General features: G+C 69.0%; 21 protein-coding genes and 1 other RNA gene. 5 read left to right on the top strand and 17 right to left on the bottom strand.

Annotated elements, in window-relative coordinates; translation table 11 throughout:
* Nucleotides 1-112: 112 nt before the first annotated feature.
* The 16 genes from pal to ACO073_RS12835 form a co-directional block, all read right to left on the bottom strand.
* Nucleotides 113-574: a peptidoglycan-associated lipoprotein Pal gene (gene pal, locus ACO073_RS12910; RefSeq protein WP_421997839.1), complete on the bottom strand. Its 462-nt coding sequence runs from the start codon at nt 572-574 to the stop codon at nt 113-115.
* Between the two features lie 74 nt (nt 575-648).
* Entirely contained in the window at nt 649-1,971 is a 1,323-nt protein-coding gene (tolB, locus tag ACO073_RS12905; RefSeq protein ID WP_421997838.1) for a Tol-Pal system beta propeller repeat protein TolB, read from the bottom strand.
* Between the two features lie 62 nt (nt 1,972-2,033).
* Nucleotides 2,034-2,567 carry a hypothetical protein gene (locus ACO073_RS12900; protein ID WP_421997837.1) on the bottom strand — a complete coding sequence of 178 codons (534 nt, stop codon included), beginning with the start codon at nt 2,565-2,567 and terminating at the stop codon, nt 2,034-2,036.
* A complete protein-coding gene (locus tag ACO073_RS12895; RefSeq protein WP_421997835.1) occupies nt 2,567-3,523 on the bottom strand; it encodes a hypothetical protein in 957 nt (318 codons plus the stop codon). Before ACO073_RS12895 ends, ACO073_RS12900 begins: the two co-directional genes overlap by 1 nt.
* Nucleotides 3,524-3,545: 22 nt before the next feature.
* Complete coding sequence (gene tolR, locus ACO073_RS12890; protein WP_421997834.1) at nt 3,546-4,097, bottom strand: protein TolR; 552 nt, start codon at nt 4,095-4,097, stop codon at nt 3,546-3,548.
* Nucleotides 4,097-4,831, bottom strand: coding sequence for a protein TolQ (tolQ, locus tag ACO073_RS12885; RefSeq protein WP_421997833.1), 735 nt, complete (start codon nt 4,829-4,831; stop codon nt 4,097-4,099). Before tolQ ends, tolR begins: the two co-directional genes overlap by 1 nt.
* A gap of 24 nt (nt 4,832-4,855) precedes the next feature.
* Nucleotides 4,856-5,353 (bottom strand): tol-pal system-associated acyl-CoA thioesterase, encoded by a 498-nt coding sequence (ybgC, locus tag ACO073_RS12880; protein WP_421997832.1) that lies wholly within the window; start codon nt 5,351-5,353, stop codon nt 4,856-4,858.
* Complete coding sequence (gene ruvB, locus ACO073_RS12875) at nt 5,350-6,417, bottom strand: Holliday junction branch migration DNA helicase RuvB (protein WP_421997831.1); 1,068 nt, start codon at nt 6,415-6,417, stop codon at nt 5,350-5,352. The genes ybgC and ruvB overlap by 4 nt, the downstream gene beginning before the upstream one ends.
* On the bottom strand, nt 6,414-7,025 hold the full coding sequence (ruvA, locus tag ACO073_RS12870) for a Holliday junction branch migration protein RuvA (protein WP_421997830.1): 612 nt from the start codon (nt 7,023-7,025) through the stop codon (nt 6,414-6,416). The genes ruvB and ruvA overlap by 4 nt, the downstream gene beginning before the upstream one ends.
* On the bottom strand, nt 7,022-7,513 hold the full coding sequence (gene ruvC, locus ACO073_RS12865; protein WP_421997829.1) for a crossover junction endodeoxyribonuclease RuvC: 492 nt from the start codon (nt 7,511-7,513) through the stop codon (nt 7,022-7,024). Before ruvC ends, ruvA begins: the two co-directional genes overlap by 4 nt.
* 12 nt (nt 7,514-7,525) lie before the next feature.
* Nucleotides 7,526-8,284, bottom strand: a complete 759-nt coding sequence (locus ACO073_RS12860; protein WP_421997828.1) for a YebC/PmpR family DNA-binding transcriptional regulator — start codon at nt 8,282-8,284, stop codon at nt 7,526-7,528.
* Between the two features lie 303 nt (nt 8,285-8,587).
* On the bottom strand, nt 8,588-9,394 hold the full coding sequence (locus tag ACO073_RS12855; RefSeq protein WP_421997827.1) for a TIGR00282 family metallophosphoesterase: 807 nt from the start codon (nt 9,392-9,394) through the stop codon (nt 8,588-8,590).
* 3 nt (nt 9,395-9,397) lie between these two features.
* Nucleotides 9,398-9,973 (bottom strand): 5-formyltetrahydrofolate cyclo-ligase, encoded by a 576-nt coding sequence (locus ACO073_RS12850; RefSeq protein WP_421997826.1) that lies wholly within the window; start codon nt 9,971-9,973, stop codon nt 9,398-9,400.
* 22 nt (nt 9,974-9,995) lie between these two features.
* Nucleotides 9,996-10,154: non-coding RNA, 6S RNA (gene ssrS / locus ACO073_RS12845), on the bottom strand.
* 89 nt (nt 10,155-10,243) lie between these two features.
* The gene (locus ACO073_RS12840; protein WP_421997824.1) at nt 10,244-10,576 is read right to left on the bottom strand and encodes a cell division protein ZapA; all 333 of its coding nucleotides are present in this window, start codon (nt 10,574-10,576) and stop codon (nt 10,244-10,246) included.
* A 52-nt stretch (nt 10,577-10,628) separates the two neighbouring features.
* Nucleotides 10,629-10,862, bottom strand: coding sequence for a hypothetical protein (locus tag ACO073_RS12835; RefSeq protein WP_421997823.1), 234 nt, complete (start codon nt 10,860-10,862; stop codon nt 10,629-10,631).
* Between the two features lie 212 nt (nt 10,863-11,074).
* Between ACO073_RS12835 and tkt the strand changes: the two genes are divergently transcribed.
* Complete coding sequence (gene tkt, locus ACO073_RS12830) at nt 11,075-13,063, top strand: transketolase (protein WP_421997822.1); 1,989 nt, start codon at nt 11,075-11,077, stop codon at nt 13,061-13,063.
* 14 nt (nt 13,064-13,077) lie between these two features.
* The gene (gap, locus tag ACO073_RS12825) at nt 13,078-14,082 is read left to right on the top strand and encodes a type I glyceraldehyde-3-phosphate dehydrogenase (RefSeq protein WP_421997821.1); all 1,005 of its coding nucleotides are present in this window, start codon (nt 13,078-13,080) and stop codon (nt 14,080-14,082) included.
* A 180-nt stretch (nt 14,083-14,262) separates the two neighbouring features.
* Here gap and ACO073_RS12820 read toward each other — a convergent pair whose 3' ends face one another.
* Nucleotides 14,263-15,015, bottom strand: a complete 753-nt coding sequence (locus ACO073_RS12820; RefSeq protein WP_421997819.1) for a GntR family transcriptional regulator — start codon at nt 15,013-15,015, stop codon at nt 14,263-14,265.
* Nucleotides 15,016-15,238: 223 nt separating this feature from the next.
* Between ACO073_RS12820 and ACO073_RS12815 the strand changes: the two genes are divergently transcribed.
* From ACO073_RS12815 to ACO073_RS12805, 3 genes are all read left to right on the top strand, one after another.
* Complete coding sequence (locus tag ACO073_RS12815; protein ID WP_422002131.1) at nt 15,239-16,279, top strand: ABC transporter ATP-binding protein; 1,041 nt, start codon at nt 15,239-15,241, stop codon at nt 16,277-16,279.
* 18 nt (nt 16,280-16,297) lie between these two features.
* Nucleotides 16,298-17,320, top strand: a complete 1,023-nt coding sequence (locus ACO073_RS12810; protein ID WP_421997818.1) for an extracellular solute-binding protein — start codon at nt 16,298-16,300, stop codon at nt 17,318-17,320.
* A gap of 84 nt (nt 17,321-17,404) precedes the next feature.
* Entirely contained in the window at nt 17,405-18,319 is a 915-nt protein-coding gene (locus ACO073_RS12805; protein ID WP_421997817.1) for an ABC transporter permease, read from the top strand.
* Nucleotides 18,320-18,326 lie beyond the last annotated feature (7 nt).

Genomic DNA, 18,326 nt, shown 5'->3' with positions numbered 1-18,326 from the left:
GCCATTTTCAGGCAGGACCACACCGGGTGCAATGCGCCGCCGGCGGGGGCCGCAAAAGCAAACGCCGGTCGCTGGGCGACCGGCGTTCGGGATCACACGCGGGGTGCGCGGGTCACTGCAGCTCGGTCACGGCGCGGCGGTTGCGCGCCCACGCCGCCTCGTCGGAGCCGACCGGATCCGGACGCTCCTTGCCGTAGCTGATGGTCTTGATGCGCGAGGCCGGAACGCCCTGGGCGATCAGGTACTGGCGGGCGGCGTTGGCGCGGCGCTCGCCGAGCGCCAGGTTGTACTCGCGGGTGCCGCGCTCGTCGCAGTGGCCGGCGATGGTGATGGGATAGTTCGTATACTTCTTCAGCCACTCGGCCTGACGGTTCAGGGTCTGGCGGCCATCCTCGCGGATGGTCGACTGGTCGGTGTCGAAGAAGACGCGGTCGCCGACATTCTGTCGGAAGTCCGCAACCGATCCGGGAGTGACGGTCGACGTCGCCGTGGCGGTCTGCTGCGACTGCTCGTTGCTGCACGCAGCCATGACCAACATCGCCACGACCGCGGCGAAAGCCTTGAAAATCCTCATTTACCAGCACTCCCTGAGAGCATCGACCCGAGCGAGGGGTACGCCCGGGCCGATGGAATCGATCATATTCCGCATCATTGCGGAATCAAGGGCGACCAGGCCGGGTCCGACGCGTCGGTCGGCGTTGGTACCTGACGTTCGAACCGGCCGGTTATGTCAATCTGGTGAATTGTGACGGAGCCGGCGCGGCCACCCGAGTTGGGCTGCTGGCGGAAGAACATCATCACGCGGCCGTTGGGCGCCCAGGTCGGACCTTCGACCAGGAAGCCGTTGGCCAGCAGGCGCTCGCCACTGCCGTCGGGCCGCATCACGCCGATGCCGAAGCCGCCGCTCGTGATCTTGGTGAAGGCGATCCAGTCGCCGCGCGGCGACCAGACCGGGGTCGCGTAGCGCCCCTGCCCGAAGCTGATGCGCCGCTCGCCGCCGCCGCCCGCCCCCATGACGTAGAGCTGCTGGGTGCCGCCGCGGTCGGAATTGAAGACGATCTGCGTGCCGTCGTTCGAGAAGCATGGCGAGGTGTCGATGGCCGACGAGTTGGTGAGCCGCCGCAGTGCCCGGCCGCGCACGTCCATCTCGTAGATGTTGGTCTTGCCCTCGGACGAGATGCTCATCACGACCTTGGTGCCGTCGGGCGAGAAGCGCGGCGCGAAGCTCATGCCCGGGAAGTTGCCGAGCAGCTCGCGGCGGGAACTGTCGACGTTCTGCAGGTAGACGCGCGGCGGGGTCGTGCCCTCGCCGTAGGCCATGTAGACGATCTCCTGCAGCGTCGGCGAGAAGCGCGGTGTGATGGCGATCGTGCGGCCGTCGGTCAGGAAGCGGTTGTTGGCACCGTCCTGGTCCATGATGGCGATGCGCTTGACGCGGGCGTTGAGCGGCCCGGTCTCAGACACATAGGCGACGCGGGTGTCGAAGTACCCTTCCTCGCCGGTGACCCGCTTGTAGATCGCGTCGGCGATGATGTGGGCGAGGCGCCGCCAGTTGCCGGGCTGGCTGGTGAAGGACAGGCCGGTCGCCTGCTGGCCGACCACGACGTCCCACAGCCGGAAGTCGACCTTGATGCTGCCGCCGGTCTGCTGGACCTGGCCCACGACCAGGCCCGCGGCGCCGATGCTGCGCCAGTCGGCGAAGCGCGGCGCGGCGCTCGCGCCGACGTCGCGCTCGATGAAGGAGCTCGGGGGGATCGAGCGGAACAGGCCGGAATTCTGCAGGTCGTTGCGGACCACGTTGGCGATGTCGGCGCCGACCCTGTCGCCGCCGAAATCGACGATGGCGATCGGCACCGGCTCGAAGGACGGCCGGGTCATGTCGATCGTCAGCTGGGCGTGGGCCGGCCAGGCGGCGGAGCCGGCCGCCAGGGCGGCGCCGCCCAGGATGGTCGACCGTCGGTGAAGCTTCATGTCGGACCTCTTGTTGATGGAGGGTTGTTCATGGAGGGGGGTCTCTATAACGCAGCGGCCTGTCAGTAGTCGCGCGGGTCGAAGTTGAAAGTGATTGTCCGCCAGGAATTGTATTTTTCCGGTGACAACGGCCAAGGCTGGCAGCGCGGGTTCATGATGGCGCGATGGGTGGCATCGGCCGCCGCGCGAAAATCCTTGTCGCTTGCGTAGCGCTCTTTGTCGACGATCTCGGCCTTGACCGGAACGCGGTCGCGACCGACCTCGACGCGAATAGTTACCAAAGCCCCCTTGGGCACCGTTTGCCAGCAAGGCCGGATCTTGTTGCGCAAGGCTTCGATCTCGTTCGCCGTCATGCCTGTCTCGCCCAATGGCGAGGCCGACGGCGCGGCGGCGGCGGTTGACGCGGGCGCAGGGGCGGCCGGCTGCGCAGTGCTTCCCTGGCGAGGTCGCTTCTGCTTCAGAATGTCATCAATCATCGAATCGACTGTCGGCTTCGGCTGCGACGACTGCGCCATGCCAGCGCTCGACGTAGCGCTTGCGGTCATCATGATCGCGACCAAAGCCGCCGTGGGCGAGATCGTCGACAAGCTCGCCATCAGTAGTCGCGCGGGTCGAAGTTGAAAGTGATTGTCCGCCAGGAATTGTATTTTTCCGGTGACAACGGCCAGGGCTGGCAGCGCGGGTTCATGATGGCGCGATGGGCCGCGTCGGCCGCCGCCCGGAAGGCGGCGTCGCGGTTGTAGCGGCCGATATCCTTCAGGTCGGCGCGCACCGGCGTGCCGTCCTGGTTCATCTGGACGATCAGCGTGATGATCATGCCCTGGTCGCGCGAGCCGCCGATCGTGTTCCAGCACGGCCGGATCTTGTTGCGCACGCCCTCGATCTCGCTCGCCGTGACGACGGCGGCCAGGTTGGGGGCGGCCGCGGCCTGCCGCGTCACCTGCTGCACCGGCTTGGGCTGCTGCTCCGGCGTCTGGTGCTTCTGCGTCGACTCCTTGTTCTTCAGGATGTCGTCGATCATCGAATCGACGCTCTTCTGCTTGGGCGGCGTCGGCTTCGGCGGCGGCGGCTTGGGCGGCTCGGGCTTCTTCACCTCCTTGGGCGGCTCGGGCTTGGGCGGCTCGGGCGGCTTCTCGACCTTGGGCGGCTCCGGCTCCTTGGGCTTGAGCGCGATCTGGTCGTCCTGCGGCTTGGCTTCCTGCGGCTTGGGCTTCTCGACCGGCTGCGGCGGCGGCTGCTTGGCCTCGACGGGCTCCGGCTTGGGCTTCTCCGGCGCCGGCGGCGGCTCGGCGCTCTTGGGCGGCGGCGCCTTGGTTGCCTCCTCGGCGACCGGCACGTCCTTGGGCTGCGGCGGCGGATTGCCGATCTTGGGCGCCGCCGCATGCTTGTCGATCGCCTCGAACTCGACCATCACCGGCTCGGGCTCCATCATCGGCGGGCGGCTGAAGAAGTCGAGGTTCATCACCGCCGCCCCCAGCACGACGACATGCAGCATCGCCGACACGATGGCCGGCGTGCGCATTTCCAGGCTCTGGGGGATGCGGGCGGACATCGATCCCTGCCGGTCCCTCCCGTCAGCGCTTCGGGATGGCAGTCGGCGCGGGAGCCGGCGTGCCGCCGCGCGGCGCCGGGCCGGCCGGCGCCTGCGCGGGTGCCGGCGACACCGTGCCCTTGCCGAGCTGCTGCGCCGCCTCGCCGAGCAGGCCGAGCTGGCGGAAGCCGCTGTCGATCACCACGCCCATGACCTCCATCATCTTGCCGTAGTCGACCGCCTTGTCGCCGCGCATGAAGACGCGCTGGTCCGGCTTCTCCTCGTGCACGGCCTTCAGCTTGGCCGAGAGCTCGGGCAGGTCGTACTTGGTCTCGCCGAGGAACACCTCGCCCTGGGCGTTGACCGAGACGACCAGCGGCTCGTCCTTGCCGCCGACCTGCTGGGCGCTGGTCTTGGGCAGGTCGACCGGCACGCCGACCTGCAACAGCGGCGCCGTCACCATGAAGATGATCAGCAGCACCAGCATGACGTCGACCAGCGGCGTGACGTTGATGTCGGCGATCGGCGTGTAGCGCCGGCGGCGGAAGCGCCCGCCCCCGCTGACCGAGCCGGCGGCGGGAATGATGCCGGCCATCAGACCTGCTCCTCGAGCTGGCGCGACAGGATGGTGATGAACTCGCCGGCGAAGGCCTCGAGCTGCTGGGCGTAGCGCGTGACCTGGCCCGACAGGATGTTGTAGGCGCCGGCCGCCGGGATCGCCGCAACGAGGCCGATCGCCGTGGCGAACAGCGCCTCCGAGATGCCGGGCGCCACCACGGCGAGCGACGTGTTCTTCGACTGCGCGATGTGACCGAAGCTGTTCATGATGCCCCACACCGTGCCGAACAGGCCGACGAAGGTGGCGTTGGCGCCGACCGTCGCGAGGAAGCCCAGCCGCTTCTCGATCGCCTCCATCTCACGCTGGATCGTGACGCCCATGACCTGCTCGATGCGTTGCCGCAGCGCGGCCCGCGCCGTGGCGCTGGCCGCCAGCCCCTTGGAGACCGAGCGACGCCACTCGCGCATGGCCGCCGAGAAGACGCTCGACATCGGATCGTCGGGCTTGGTGCCGACGCGATCGTAGAGGTCCTCCAGCGAGACGCCCGACCAGAACGTGTCCTCGAACGACTGGGCGCTCTTCTTCAGCGAGCGAAGCCGCAGCACCTTCTCGAAAATGATGGCCCACGACCAGAACGAGGCGAGCAGCAGGGCGATCATCACCGCCTTGACGACCCAATCGGCCTGCATGAACAGGCCGTAGACCGACATGTCGATCGTACCGGTCCCGTCGCCGAGGGGGGTGCCGGCGACCTGGGCAAACGCGTCCATTGGAATCTCCGTTGGTTCAAAAGGTTATACCTGAATATGGCGCGAGCGGGGCGAGCCCCGTGTCGTGACCTTCTCGGTCGACACCTGGGCCAGGGCAGTCCGCACGTGCGGCGGCAATCGGACCGGCCGGCCGTCCTCGCCGATGCAGGCGACGACGAGCTCGGCGCGGACCAGGATCTGGTTGTCGCGTTGGGCGTGCTGGACCATGTCCAGCGACGCGCCGCGCAATTCCCCGCAGCGCGTGACGATCTCGATCGCATCGTCCAGCCGCGCCGGCTTGAGGTAGTCGATGGCGCAGCGCCGCACGACCCAGCTCACCCCACGCTCGGCGCGCAGCGCGCTGTGCTCCTGGCCGAGCAGGCGCAGGAGCTCGGTGCGGCCGCGCTCGAGGAAGCGCAGCCAGTTGGCGTAGTAGACGATGCCGGCGGCGTCGGTGTCCTCGTAGTAGACGCGCAGGGGCAGGACGTGGGCGCCGTCGGCCAGTCGGCCGCACGCGGGTCCGGCCGCCGGCGCGCCGCTCACGCGTCCCCCGAATCGTCGCCGGCGGCAAGCAGGTCGAGCTGGCGCTTCTGGTCGCTCGGGATCGCCCGCCCGATGTGCCGGTAGCCGCCTTCCGACAGCAGCCGGCCGCGCGGCGTGCGCATCAGCAGGCCGAGCTGCATCAGGTACGGCTCGATCACGTCCTCGATCACGTCGCGCTGCTCGCTGAGTGCCGCCGCGAGCGTCTCCACCCCGACCGGCCCGCCGCCATAGTTCTCGGCGATGCAGGCGAGGTAGCGCCGGTCCATGGAATCGAGGCCGCGCCCGTCGATCTCGAGCCGCGTGAGCGCCTCGTCGGCCACCCCGGCATCGACGACGGCGTGGCCGCCCACCGCCGCGAAGTCGCGCACCCGTCGCAGCAGCCGGTTGGCGACGCGCGGCGTGCCGCGCGAGCGCTTGGCGATCTCGGCGCTGCCGTCGGGCGCGAGTTGCATCTTCAGCACGCGGGCGGCCCGCTGGACGATCGTCTCGAGCTCTGCCGGCTCGTAGAACACCATGCGCAGGGGAATGCCGAAACGCTCGCGCAGCGGGCGGGTCATCAGTCCCGACCGCGTCGTCGCGCCGACCAGCGTGAAGGGCGGCAGCTCGATGCGCACCGAGCGCGCCGCCGGCCCCTCGCCGATCATCAGGTCGAGCTGGAAATCCTCCATCGCCGGATAGAGGACCTCCTCGATGGCCGGGTTGAGCCGGTGGATCTCGTCGATGAACAGCACGTCGTGCGGCTGCAGGTTGGTGAGCTGGGCGGCGAGGTCGCCGGCCTTCTGGATCACCGGTCCCGAGGTCGCCCGGAAGCCGACGCCCATCTCGCGCGCCACGATCTGCGCCAGCGTCGTCTTGCCGAGGCCGGGCGGGCCGTGGAAGAGCACGTGGTCGAGAGCCTCGCCGCGCGCCTTGGCCGCGGTGACGTAGATCCTGAGGTTCTCGCGCAGCTGCTTCTGGCCGATGAAGTCGTCGATGGTCTGCGGCCGGAGCGCCAGCTCGGCCGAATCCTCCTCGCCGCGCTTGCCGCCGACCAGCCGCTCGCCGCCCTCGCCGGGCCCGCTCATCGCGCCAGCTCCTGCAGGCCGGCCCGCACGACGGCATCGAAGGTCGCGCCCTCACCCAGACGCTGCGTGACCCGCGCCACGGCGCCGAACGCCTCCACCCGCTTGTAGCCGAGGTTGACGAGGGCCGAGACGGCATCCTCGTTGACCGAGCCCGCCGGCGCGGCGGCGGACGGAGCGGCGGCCCCGCGCGAGACCGGCGCCACGCCGAAAGCGGCCGCCTTGTCCTTGAGCTCGGTGACCAGCCGGGCCGCGAGCTTCGGCCCCACGCCCGCCGGCCGGCTGAGCGTCGACCGGTCCTGCGCCGCGATGGCGCGGACGATCTCGTCGGGCGACAGGGTCGACAGGATGGACAGCGCCACCCGCGCGCCGACGCCCTGGACCGTGGTCAGGATGCGGAACCAGTCGCGCTCGGCGACGTCGAGGAAGCCGTAGAGGGAGATCGCGTCCTCGCGCACGATCGTCTCGACCAGCATCGACACGGCGGCGCCGTCGGCGAGGTCGCGCAGCGTCCGCGACGAGGCCGAGACGAGGTAGCCCACGCCGCCGACGTCGATGACGGCGCTGTCGGCGTCGACCGAATCGACGGTGCCCTTCAGCCTGGCGATCACAGCGCCGCCTCGACCCGCTTCGCGGTGGCGCGGTGATGGGCATGGCAGATGGCGATGGCGAGCGCGTCGGCGGCATCGCTGGTCGCCTCGATGCCGGGCAGCAGGCGGCCCACCATCATGGCGATCTGGCGCTTGTCGGCGTGCCCCGCCCCGGTCACCGACTTCTTCACCAGGTTGGCGGCATACTCGAAGACCGGCAGCCCGGCCCGCGCCGGCGCCAGCATGACGACGCCGCGCGCCTGGCCGAGCTTCAGCGTCGATGCGGGGTTGACGTTCACGAAGGTCTCCTCGATCGCGGCCTCGAGCGGCCGCTGCGCCTCGACGACGGACGCGACGCCGTCGAACAGCGCCCGCAGCCGGTCCGCGAGGCCTCCCTCGACGGGCACCCGCACGACCCCGTGCGCGACGTGGCGCAGCCGGTTGCCATCGACCTCGATCACGCCCCAGCCGGTCAGCCGAAGACCGGGATCGAGGCCGATCAGTCTCATCGCGCCGTCACGTCAGGCCGCGAACTTCGCCAGGGCGTCGTCGGACACCTCGAAATTGGCGTAGACGTTCTGCACGTCGTCGTTGTCGTCGAGCGCGCCGATCAGGTCGAGCAGCGTCTGGACCGTCTCGCCCTCGACCGGCGCGGTCGTCTTGGGCCGCCAGGTCAGCTTGGCGACCGACGGCTGGCCGAGCGACGCCTCGAGTGCCTCGCGCACCGTGTTGAAGCTGTCCTGGGCGCAGTAGATCTCGTGCACGCCCTCCTCGCCCTCGCCGCTCACCACGTCGTCGGCGCCGGCTTCGATGGCCTTCTCCAGCACCTCGTCGGCCGTGCCGGCGGCCAGCGGGTAGCGGAACTCGCCCATGCGGTCGAACATGAACGACACGCTGTTGGTCTCGCCGAGATTGCCGCCATGCTTGGAGAAGATCGACCGGACCTCGCCCGCCGTGCGGTTGCGGTTGTTGGTCAGGGCCTCGACGATGAGCGCCACGCCGGCCGGGCCGTAGCCCTCGTAGCGGATCTCGTCGTAGTTGGCGTCGGCGTCGCCGCCCGAGCCGCGCTTGATCGCACGGTCGATCGTGTCCCGCGTCATGTTGGCGTCGCGCGCGGCGATCACGGCCGCCCGCAGCCGCGGGTTGGAGGCCGGGTCGGCCGCGCCCAGGCGCGCCGCCGTGGTGATCTCGCGGATCAGCTTGGTGAAGATCTTGGCCCGCTGGGCGTCCTGGCGCCCTTTGCGGTGCATGATGTTCTTGAATTGGGAATGGCCAGCCATCGCCCGACAACCAGATTCAGTGATGAGATGGGCCGGCTATACCACTTCTCGTGGGCTTTGGGAGTGTTAGACACGCCCGAGGGGGGTGCGGCACAAAAAAAGGCGGGGGCCGAAGCCCCCGCTAAAAAACGTCGGAACCTAGATTCCGACGCCCCCTCTAACCTTAAGACAGTCGCCGCAAATGCAGCGAAAAATCGTTTAACTTCAAAAGGATGCCGTGTTTTCCCCAGGACGTCAACGAGGCTCTTCAACCTACATCTAATAGATAGGAACGACCCCCAGTTCACACAAGATACAGGATTGTCACGGCGCTGGGGGCAATCTGCCGCCCAGCCGGATGGGGCGGACCGAGGAGGCGAGGCCGGTCCGGTCGTCGGTTTCGACAAGGGCCGCGCACAAAGTCCCCTCCCCTTCGGCCGGCGCCAGGCGCTCGCCCGGCATCTTGCGGACGAAGCGCTGCATGGCGATCTCCTTCTTCATGCCGATCACCGAATCGTAGTCGCCGCACATGCCGACGTCGGTCTGGTAGGCGGTGCCGCCGGGAAGGATCCAGCAATCGGCGGTCGGGATGTGGCTGTGCGTCCCCAGCACGGCCGAGACCCGCCCGTCGCAATAGTGGCCGATCGACTGCTTCTCGCTGGTCGCCTCGCCGTGGACGTCCACCAGCACGCACTGGACCGTGCCGCCCAGCGTGTACTTCGCCAGTTCCGCGTCGAGGGCACGGAACGGATCGTCGAGTGCGTCCATGAACAGCCGGCACATGACGTTGATCACCACGATCTTGTGGCCGCGTCCCGTCTGGAAGAGGTTGGCGCCCCAGCCGGGCGTGCCCGGCGGAAAGTTGAGCGGGCGCAGCAGGCGCTTGTCCTGGGCGATGTAGGGGACGATCTCGCGCTGGTCCCAGACATGGTTGCCGGTGGTGATGCAGTCGACCCCGGCCTCGTGCAGGTCGGCGCAGATCCGGGCGGTGATGCCGAAGCCGGCGGCGGCGTTCTCGCCGTTGACGACCACGAAGTCGAGGCCAAGCTCCTGGCGCAGGCGGGGTACTTCCTTGATCACCGCATCGCGGCCGGACCGGCCGACGATGTCTCCACAGAACAAAACCTTCATGCCCTAGACAAAGGCGTAAGCCCGCTTGCCGGTCAACAGCCAATCCAGACGCTCGTCGTGCGGGCCGCGCGGCACCTCGGCCACGAGCTGGCCGTCGAACCCCACGCCGACCGCCTTGACGGCGCGGCGGGCACGCAGGCCGGCGAGCGTCCGGTCGTAGAAGCCACCGCCGTAGCCGAGCCGCCAGCCGTCGCGGTCGCAGGCGAGCAGCGGAACGATCAGCGCGTCGGGCTCGAGCACCTCGCGGTCGGCCGGCGGGTGCTGCGTGCCGAAGACGCCCGCTTCCAGCGGATCGCCCGGCTGCCAGGCGCGGAACTCGAGCGGCCGGCCCCGGCCCCGCACGACCGGCAGCGCCAGCCGGCAGCCGGCCTCGGCCAGCGCGCCCAGCAGGGGACGAATGTCGATCTCCTCCCCCATCGGCCAGAAACCCGAGACGATCGCCGGCGTCTCGAACGGCCGTTCGCGCCGGAAGGTGGCGACCAGGTCAGCTGACGCCGCGCGCCGGTCCTCCTCGGGCTGGGCCTTGCGCCAGGCCAGCATGGTGGCGCGCAGCGCGCGCTTGTCGTCGGTCAGGGGCATGGCGAAGGAAGGAGCAAGGTGGGGCGGCTCCACGATGGGCCGTGGTCGTAAAAACCTCCAAGGCCTGCAAAAGCAGGTGGGCACCGTGTAGCCAGGACCACGGTCGAGGCCAGGGACAGCTCCCAGGAGATCTTTATTGGCCCCGGGGTTTTTGAGCGAACCGCGCACCGCGCAGAAATCCGCCCCACCTCTAATCTAGGCACTGGAAGCGCGGGCTGCAATCGGGCCGGGCGACGATTCGCCCGACCCCGAAGAGCCGCCCTGATGCCGTCAGGCCGCGCCGCTCACCTTCTTCGACATCTTGTCGACGCGCGAGGTGATCAGGTCCTCGAGCGCGGTGGCCAGCGTCTCCGCGCTGTCGGTGGCCGTGGCGCGGGCGCTTTCCGCCGCCTTGGCGATGCCGCGGGCCTCGCGGCTTTCGTCCGCCAGGATGAGGGCGGCGAAAACCACCAGCTTGACTTCGGGCGCTCCCGGCATCTGGCGACGCAGGTCGGCGACCTTCTCGTCGACATAGGAGGCGAGTTCGTGGACGCGCTGCTCCTCGCCTTCGCCACAGGCGAGCTCGTAGGTCCGATTGGCGATCTGGATCGAGACTTGCGGCATTGTCCGCTACTCCTTTTATTGCGCCCTGTCGGGCGTCGAGGGGATGCTCAGTCTACTTCTGATCGGCCGCGAGGAGCGAGCGGATGTATTCCATCGCCCGCTCGAGCCGGCCTTCGACCTCCAACGCTACCTTCCTCAGATCGTCGTGCTGCCGCTCCAGCCGTTCCAGCCGCCGTGCGAGGTCGTCCGATCTGGCCGATTCGGCGCGCAGCCGGTCCTCGACCATGGATTCCAGCCGGTCGAGCGCGCTTCCCACGCGATCCGCCGCACTGGTGTCCTTGGACATGGCTCTCCCGCCGGAGGGTGGTGTCTGTTCTGCCGGCTGCACCTGCTCCATCGGTCAAGGATAGGTTGAGCGTCGGTGAGCGGTCAACATTTTGGCGCTGTGGAGCGTCCTGCAACGCTACATGTGGGTCTGTAGAGGGGCATTGCGGATTGACGCGCCGATGGGCCGTCGGCATGTTGCGCGCCGCCGAAAAACACCGTAGGGCGCCCTTCATGACCGATCAGAACGCCGCCCGCCGCGACATGGCGAACGCCATCAGGGCCCTCGCCATGGACGCCGTCCAGCAGGCCGATTCCGGCCATCCCGGCATGCCGATGGGCATGGCCGATGTCGCCACGGTCCTGTTCACCAAGTTCCTGAAGTTCGATCCGACCGACCCGCACTGGCCCGACCGCGACCGCTTCATCCTGTCGGCCGGCCACGGCTCGATGCTGCTCTATTCGCTGCTCTACCTCACCGGCTATCCCGACATGACGCTGGACGAGCTGAAGCACTTCCGCCAGCTCGGCTCCCGCACCGCCGGCCATCCCGAATACGGCCATGCCAGCGGCATCGAGACGACCACCGGGCCGCTCGGCCAGGGTCTCGGCAATTCCGTGGGCTTCGCGCTCGCCGAGCGGGCGCTGGCCGAGCGCTTCGGCCGCGACGTCGTCGACCACTACACCTATGTGATCGCCGGCGACGGCTGCCTCATGGAGGGCGTCGGCCAGGAAGCCATCACCCTGGCCGGCCATATGGGGCTCGGCCGGCTGATCGTGCTGTTCGACGACAACAGCATCTCGATCGACGGTCCGACCTCGCTGTCCACGTCGGAGGACCACAAGAAGCGCTTCGCGGCCGCCGGCTGGCAGGTAATCGCGGTCGACGGGCTCGATCCCGATGCCGTGACGCGCGCCATCCGCAAGGCGCGCAACACGACCGACAAGCCGTCGCTGATCGCCTGCAAGACGGTGATCGGCTACGGCGCGCCGACCAAGGCCGGCACTGCGGCGACCCACGGCTCGCCGCTCGGCAAGGACGAGATCGCCGGCGCGCGCGAGAAGCTCGGCTGGCCCTACCCGCCTTTCGAGATCCCCGAGCCGGTGTTCAGCGCCTGGCGTAAGGTCGGCACCCGCGGCAAGTCGGTGCGGCGCAAGTGGCTGAAGCGGCACGCCACGATGGCCGAGGCTGACCGCGCCGAGTTCGACCGCCGCATGAAGGGCGACCTGCCGCCGGCCGTCGGCGAGGCGATCGATGCCTTCAAGGCCAAGGTCGCCGCCGAGAAGCCGTCCTGGGCGACCCGCAAGTCGAGCCAGGAAGCGCTCGAGGTGATCAACCCGGTGCTGCCCGACACGATCGGCGGCTCGGCCGATCTCACCGGCTCGAACAACACCAAGACCGCGACGATCAAGCCGGCGACGGTCGAGAATCCCGGCGGCCGCTATATCCACTACGGCATCCGCGAGCACGCGATGGCCGCGGCGATGAACGGCATGGCGCTGCACGGCGGCGTCATCCCCTACGGCGGCACCTTCCTGGTGTTCACCGACTACTGCCGTCCCTCGATTCGACTCGCGAGCCTGATGGGGCTGCGCGTGATCTACGTCATGACCCACGATTCGATCGGCCTCGGCGAGGACGGGCCGACCCACCAGCCGGTCGAGCACCTCGCGGCCCTGCGCGCGATCCCGGGGCTGCAGGTCATGCGGCCCGCCGACACGATCGAGACGGCGGAGTGCTGGCAGATCGCGCTCGAGTCCAAGAAGACGCCGAGCGTCATCGCGCTCACCCGCCAGAACCTGCCGACGATCCGCGACGCCGGCGACAGCAACCGTTCGGCCCGCGGCGCCTACATCCTGGCCGGCGAGCCCTCGGCCGCGGTCCGCCTGATCGCCTCGGGTTCCGAGGTGCAGCTCGCCCTGGCCGCGCGCGAGCTGCTGTCGCGCGAGGGCATCGAGGCGGCGGTCGTGTCGATGCCGTCGTGGGAGCTCTTCGCCGCGCAAGACGAAACCTACCGCGACGAGGTCCTTGGGCCGGAGGGGACGGTCCGGGTAGCCTGCGAGGCGGCATCGGGCTTCGGCTGGGATCGCTGGCTGGGGCGCAACGGCGCCTTCGTCGGCATGACCGGCTTCGGCGCGTCCGGCAAGGCTTCGGACCTGTACAAGCATTTCGGGATCACGGCCGAGGCGATCGCCGACGCGGCGCGCCGGCTGAAGCAGTAACGGAGGGGAAGAACATGGCTGTTCGGGTTGCAATCAACGGCTTCGGTCGCATCGGCCGCAACATCATGCGGGCGATCATCGAATCGGGCCGCAAGGACATCGAGGTCGTGGCGATCAACGATCTCGGCCCGGTCGAGACCAACGCCCATCTGTTCCGCTTCGACAGCGTGCACGGCCGCTTCAACGGCGAGGTCAAGGTCGACGGCGACACGATCGACGTCGGCCGCGGCAAGGTGAAGGTCACCGCCGAGCGCGATCCGTCCAAGCTGCCGCACAAGGCGCTGGGCGTCGACATCGCGCTCGAGTGCACCGGCATCTTCACCTCGAAGGACAAGGCCTCGGCCCATCTCGCCGCCGGCGCCAAGCGCGTGCTGGTCTCCGCCCCGGCCGACAATGCCGACCTGACGGTCGTCTACGGCGTCAACCACGACAAGCTCACCAAGGAGCATGTCGTCGTCTCCAACGCCTCGTGCACCACCAACTGCCTGGCCCCGGTCGCCAAGGTGCTGAACGATGCGGTCGGCATCGAGCATGGCTTCATGACGACCATCCATGCCTATACCGGCGACCAGCCGACGCTCGACACGATGCACAAGGACATGTACCGCGCCCGCGCCGCCGGCCTGTCGATGATCCCGACCTCGACCGGCGCCGCCAAGGCCGTCGGCCTGGTGCTGCCGGAGCTCAACGGCAAGCTCGACGGCGTCGCCATCCGCGTGCCGACCCCCAACGTCTCGATGATCGACTTCAAGTTCGTCGCCAAGCGCAAGACCGACAAGGACGAGATCAACAAGGCCGTGAAGCTCGCGGCCGCCAACCAGCTCAAGGGCATCCTGGGCTGGACCGACCAGCCCAACGTCTCGATCGACTTCAACCACGACAGCCACTCGTCGACCTTCCACATGGACCAGACCAAGGTCATGGACGGCACGCTGGTGCGCGTCATGAGCTGGTACGACAACGAATGGGGCTTCTCCAACCGCATGGCCGACACGGCCGTGGCCATGGGCAAGCTCTGACCGGTCACGCGACGACTCATTGCTGGGGTCGCGCGTCAAGCTCACGGAGCGCGGACCTCCAGGTCCGCTCACGATCATGATGCGGACCTGGAGGTCCGCGCTCCCATGACGCTCCCGGCAAGCGGTAGACCGGAGGTCATCCCGCTCTAGCGAAAGGCGCGCCCGCCCGGCGCGCCTTTTTCATGTCCTGCCGGCGCGGGGCCGCTCGCCCAGCCCGTCGCGGAAGATCTCCTCGAGCGGCGCGTCGTCGTGCGGCGCCTCCTGCACCGCCAGGAGGTCGACGAGCCCGCCGAGATGCTCGCGCATCAGCGTGCGCGCCCGCCCGCCATCGCCCGCCAGCACCGCCTTCACGATGTCGCCGTGGTCGTGCGGGCCGGCGCAGTTGTCGAAGGCCGGCGGCGCGAACAGCGAGAAGTGCAGCGACGAGCGCGGCAGCAGCGCGCGCAGCGTCTGCGCCAGGGGTTCGTTGCCGCAGAGATCCGCCAGCAGGGCGTGGAACTCGGTGGACAGGCCGAACAGCCGGCTGCGGTCGCCGGCCTTCACCGCCGCGCGCTCCCGCGCGATGTGCGCGCGCAGCCGGGACGCCGCGCCGTTCCCCGCCTTGGCCGCCAGCCGCGAAACCACGGCGTCCTCGAGCAGGGCGCGGACCTCGTAGAGGCCGCGCAGCTCCACGACCGACGGCGCCGGGACGAAGGTGCCGCGGTTGGGCACCGTCTCGAGCCAGCGCTCGTGGACCAGCCGGTGGAGCGCCTTGCGCACGCGCTCGCGGCTGACCTTGAGCAGGCGCGCCAGCACCGGCTCCTGGAGCTTGGTGCCGGGCCGCAGGCGGCCGCTCAGCATCGCCTGACGGATCGCGTCGTAGACGGCGCTGTCGGTCGCGACGTCGCCCTTGCGCCGCCGTACCGCTCCCTGCCTCGCCCGCCGCCCCGCCATCTGCCTCCTCACGGAATCGTTGGCACGAAAATGTGCACATTTCCTGCCCGGATGTGCACATCCGGCCATCATGCAGCCCCTTGTAGCGCCTTTCGTGCCAGCCGTCCTTGGCACGCGCCTTGCGTCCTTGTCGCGGGGGAAGGAAGCAGATGTGCCAGCGCTAGCACCCACTCCACAGCAATCGTCGCCCGCCGGGCGAACCCTCGACGTCGACAACTTGACCGTGCGTTACGGCGCGGCCGTCGCCGTCGACGGCGTGTCGCTGGCCATCGAGCCTGGCGAGGTCGTCGCCCTGCTCGGCCCCTCGGGCTGCGGCAAGACCACCCTGCTGCGCGTCATCGCGGGCTTCGTCCGCCAGGCCGGCGGCCGGGTGCTGGTCGACGGCGCCGGTATCGACCACCTTCCCGCCAACCAGCGCAACGTCGGCATCGTCTTCCAGAACTACGCGCTGTTCCCACACATGACGGTGGCCGAGAACGTGGCCTACGGGCTGAGGGCACGCGGACAGCGCGGCCCGGCCGTCGACGGGCGGGTGGCCCGCATGCTGGAGATGGTCCAGCTCGAGGCCTTCGGCGCCCGCCTGCCGCGACAGCTCTCCGGCGGCCAGCAGCAGCGCGTGGCGCTGGCCCGGGCGCTCGCCGTCGAGCCTTCCATCCTGCTGCTCGACGAGCCCTTCGCCGCCCTCGACCGCAACCTGCGGCTCGACATGCAGATCGAGGTCAAGCGCCTGCAGCGCCAGCTCGGACTCACCACCATCCTGGTCACGCACGACCAGGACGAGGCGATGAGCGTGGCCGACCGCATCGCCGTGATGAACAGCGGCAGGGTCGAGCAGTTCGATACGCCGGTCGCGGTCTACGACCGGCCGCGGACGCTGTTCGTCAACGGCTTCATCGGCACCACCAACCTGCTGGCCGGCCGCGTGACCGGCCTCGTCGGCGACATGGCCACGGTCGTCCTCGACGCCGGCGCGACGCTGCGCCTGCCGGCGCCGGCCGGGATCGGCGCCGACGGTCTCGTCGTCCTGTCGGTCCGTCCCGAGCAGCTCGTCCTGTCGTCGGTCGCCACGGCCGGGAGCTGGCCGATCGAGCCGGGCCTCAGCCTGCCGCTCGGCTCCCAGCTCGTCCACGAGGCGCGCACCGCCGACGGTGCCGCCCTGAAGATCGTCGAGCCGCGCCGGCGCACGCCCGCCGAAGGGCAGCGCCGCTTCTGCACCCTGGCCGCCGATGCCCACCCGTCCCTTTTCCCGCGCTCATCGCCCTAAGCCGAACGGAGTCGTCCCATGACCGTCAATCGCAGAACCCTCCTGGCCGGCGCCGCCGCGCTCGGCGGCACATCCTTGCTTCCCGGCCTTGCCCACGCCAAGGGCCAGGTGATCGCCACGACCTATCCCGGCACCTGGGAAGAGGCCTACCGCTCGGTCATCGCGCCGATGCTGAAGAAGAAGGACGACATCGACCTCGAGCTGGCGCCGCTGTTCGCGATGGACCAGATCGGCAAGGCCAAGGCGGCGCGCGGCGCCCCGCCGTTCGACGTCTTCGTGCTCGATCCCGGCCCGCGCATCGTCGGCATCGAGGCCGGCCTGTTCGACAAGTTCGACGGCAAGAAGCTCGCCAACTACGCCAAGTTGCCGGACGGCTTCACCGACGACGCCGGCGTCTGCGTCAGCGCCCAGGTCGTGGGCATCGCCTACAACCCGAAGAAGGTGCCGCCGCCCAAGGGCTGGGGCGACCTGCTCAAGGATCCCTGGGTGTCGCGGCTCGGCATCACCGGCTTCCAGACGACGTTCGGCACCTCGTCCCTGATCGAGATCTCCAAGCTGTTCGGCGGCTCGCTGACCAACGTCGATCCGGCGCTCGCCGAGCTGAAGAAGGTGCTGCCCAAGATCGCCGCGGTCGGCCTGCCGGCGGCCATGCCGGGCCTCTTCCAGCAGGGCCAGTGCGACGTCATGTACACCAACACCCAGACCGTCGCGACGCTGAAGGGCAAGGGTGTCGACGTCGAGTTCGTGAAGCCGGAGAGCGGCGCCGTGGCCTTCTACACCACGATGCACATCGCCAAGGGCACCGACCAGACGGCCAACGCCTACAGGTACCTCGACCTGGTCGTCAGCAAGGACGCGCAGGAAGCCCTCACCAAGCCGCCCTACAACTTCGTGCCGGTGAACAAGGACGTGCCGATCCCGGCCGAGCTGCCGATGAAGAGCCTGGACGACATGACCAAGTACGTCGTCCACGACTGGGCCAAGATCAACCCGCTGCGCGCCGCCTGGATCGAGAAGTTCAACAAGGAAATGGCGAAGTGAGCCTGCGCTTCGCCCACCTCAACCTCCTCCCCATCGCGGAATCCGCGATGGGGAGGTGCCCCCGTCTTCGGGGGCGGAGGGGTCATGAGCATCAGTACCGTTGTCCATGACCCCTCCGGCCCTTCGGGCCACCTCCCCAGCTTCGCTGGGGAGGAACGTCGATTCCGCCTCGCCGAATGGCAGCTCGCGCTGCCGCTGGCGCTCGCCTTCGCCGCGCTGTTCCTGGCGCCGCTGCTGCTGCTGGTCGGAACCAGCTTCTTCAACGACGACAAGATCACCCAGCCGGGCTTCGCCAGCTGGACGAAATTCTTCGGCGACCCGTTCAACTACAAGGTCATCTTCGACACGCTGCTGCTCGGGCTGAAGACCGTCTGCGCGACGGTCGTCGTCGGCTATCCGCTGGCGCTGGTCTACATCGACCTGCCGGTGCGCCTGCAGCGGATCCTGATCTTCATCGTGGTGCTGCCCCTGCTGCTGTCGGTCGTGGTGCGCACCTTCGCCTGGATCGTGGTGCTGGGCCACGAGGGCGTCGTCAACCAGACCCTGATCTGGCTGGGCGTGATCTCCGAGCCGCTGAAGCTGCTGCAGACCGAGCTCGGGCTGGTGATCTCGCTGACCCAGATCGAGATGCCGCTGATGCTGCTGCCCCTGATCAGCGTGATGTCGCGGCTCGACCCCAACCTGCGTGACGCTTCCGCGGCACTCGGCGCCTCGCGCTGGCGCACCCTGTTCACCGTCATCCTGCCGCTGTCGATGCCCGGCCTGGTGGCCGGCTGCCTGCTGGTCTTCGCCAGCTCGACCACCGCCTTCATCTCGCAGACGGTGATCGGCGGCGTCCGGCTGATCTACCTGCCGCTGGTGATCTGGCAGCAGTCGCTGGTCGTCTACAACTGGCCGCTCGCCGCCGTGGCGTCGCTCTCGCTCGTCGTCTCGGTCCTCTCGGTGATCGCCGCCCTCTCCTGGATGGGCCGGCGCTCGAGCCGGCATCTCCAGGCCTGAACGCGAC

This window comes from Reyranella sp. (assembly GCF_965229815.1).
GTDB lineage: Bacteria > Pseudomonadota > Alphaproteobacteria > Reyranellales > Reyranellaceae > Reyranella.
The sequence above is the reverse complement of the archived record's forward strand: the minus strand, read 5'-3'. Positions and strand labels throughout refer to the sequence as shown.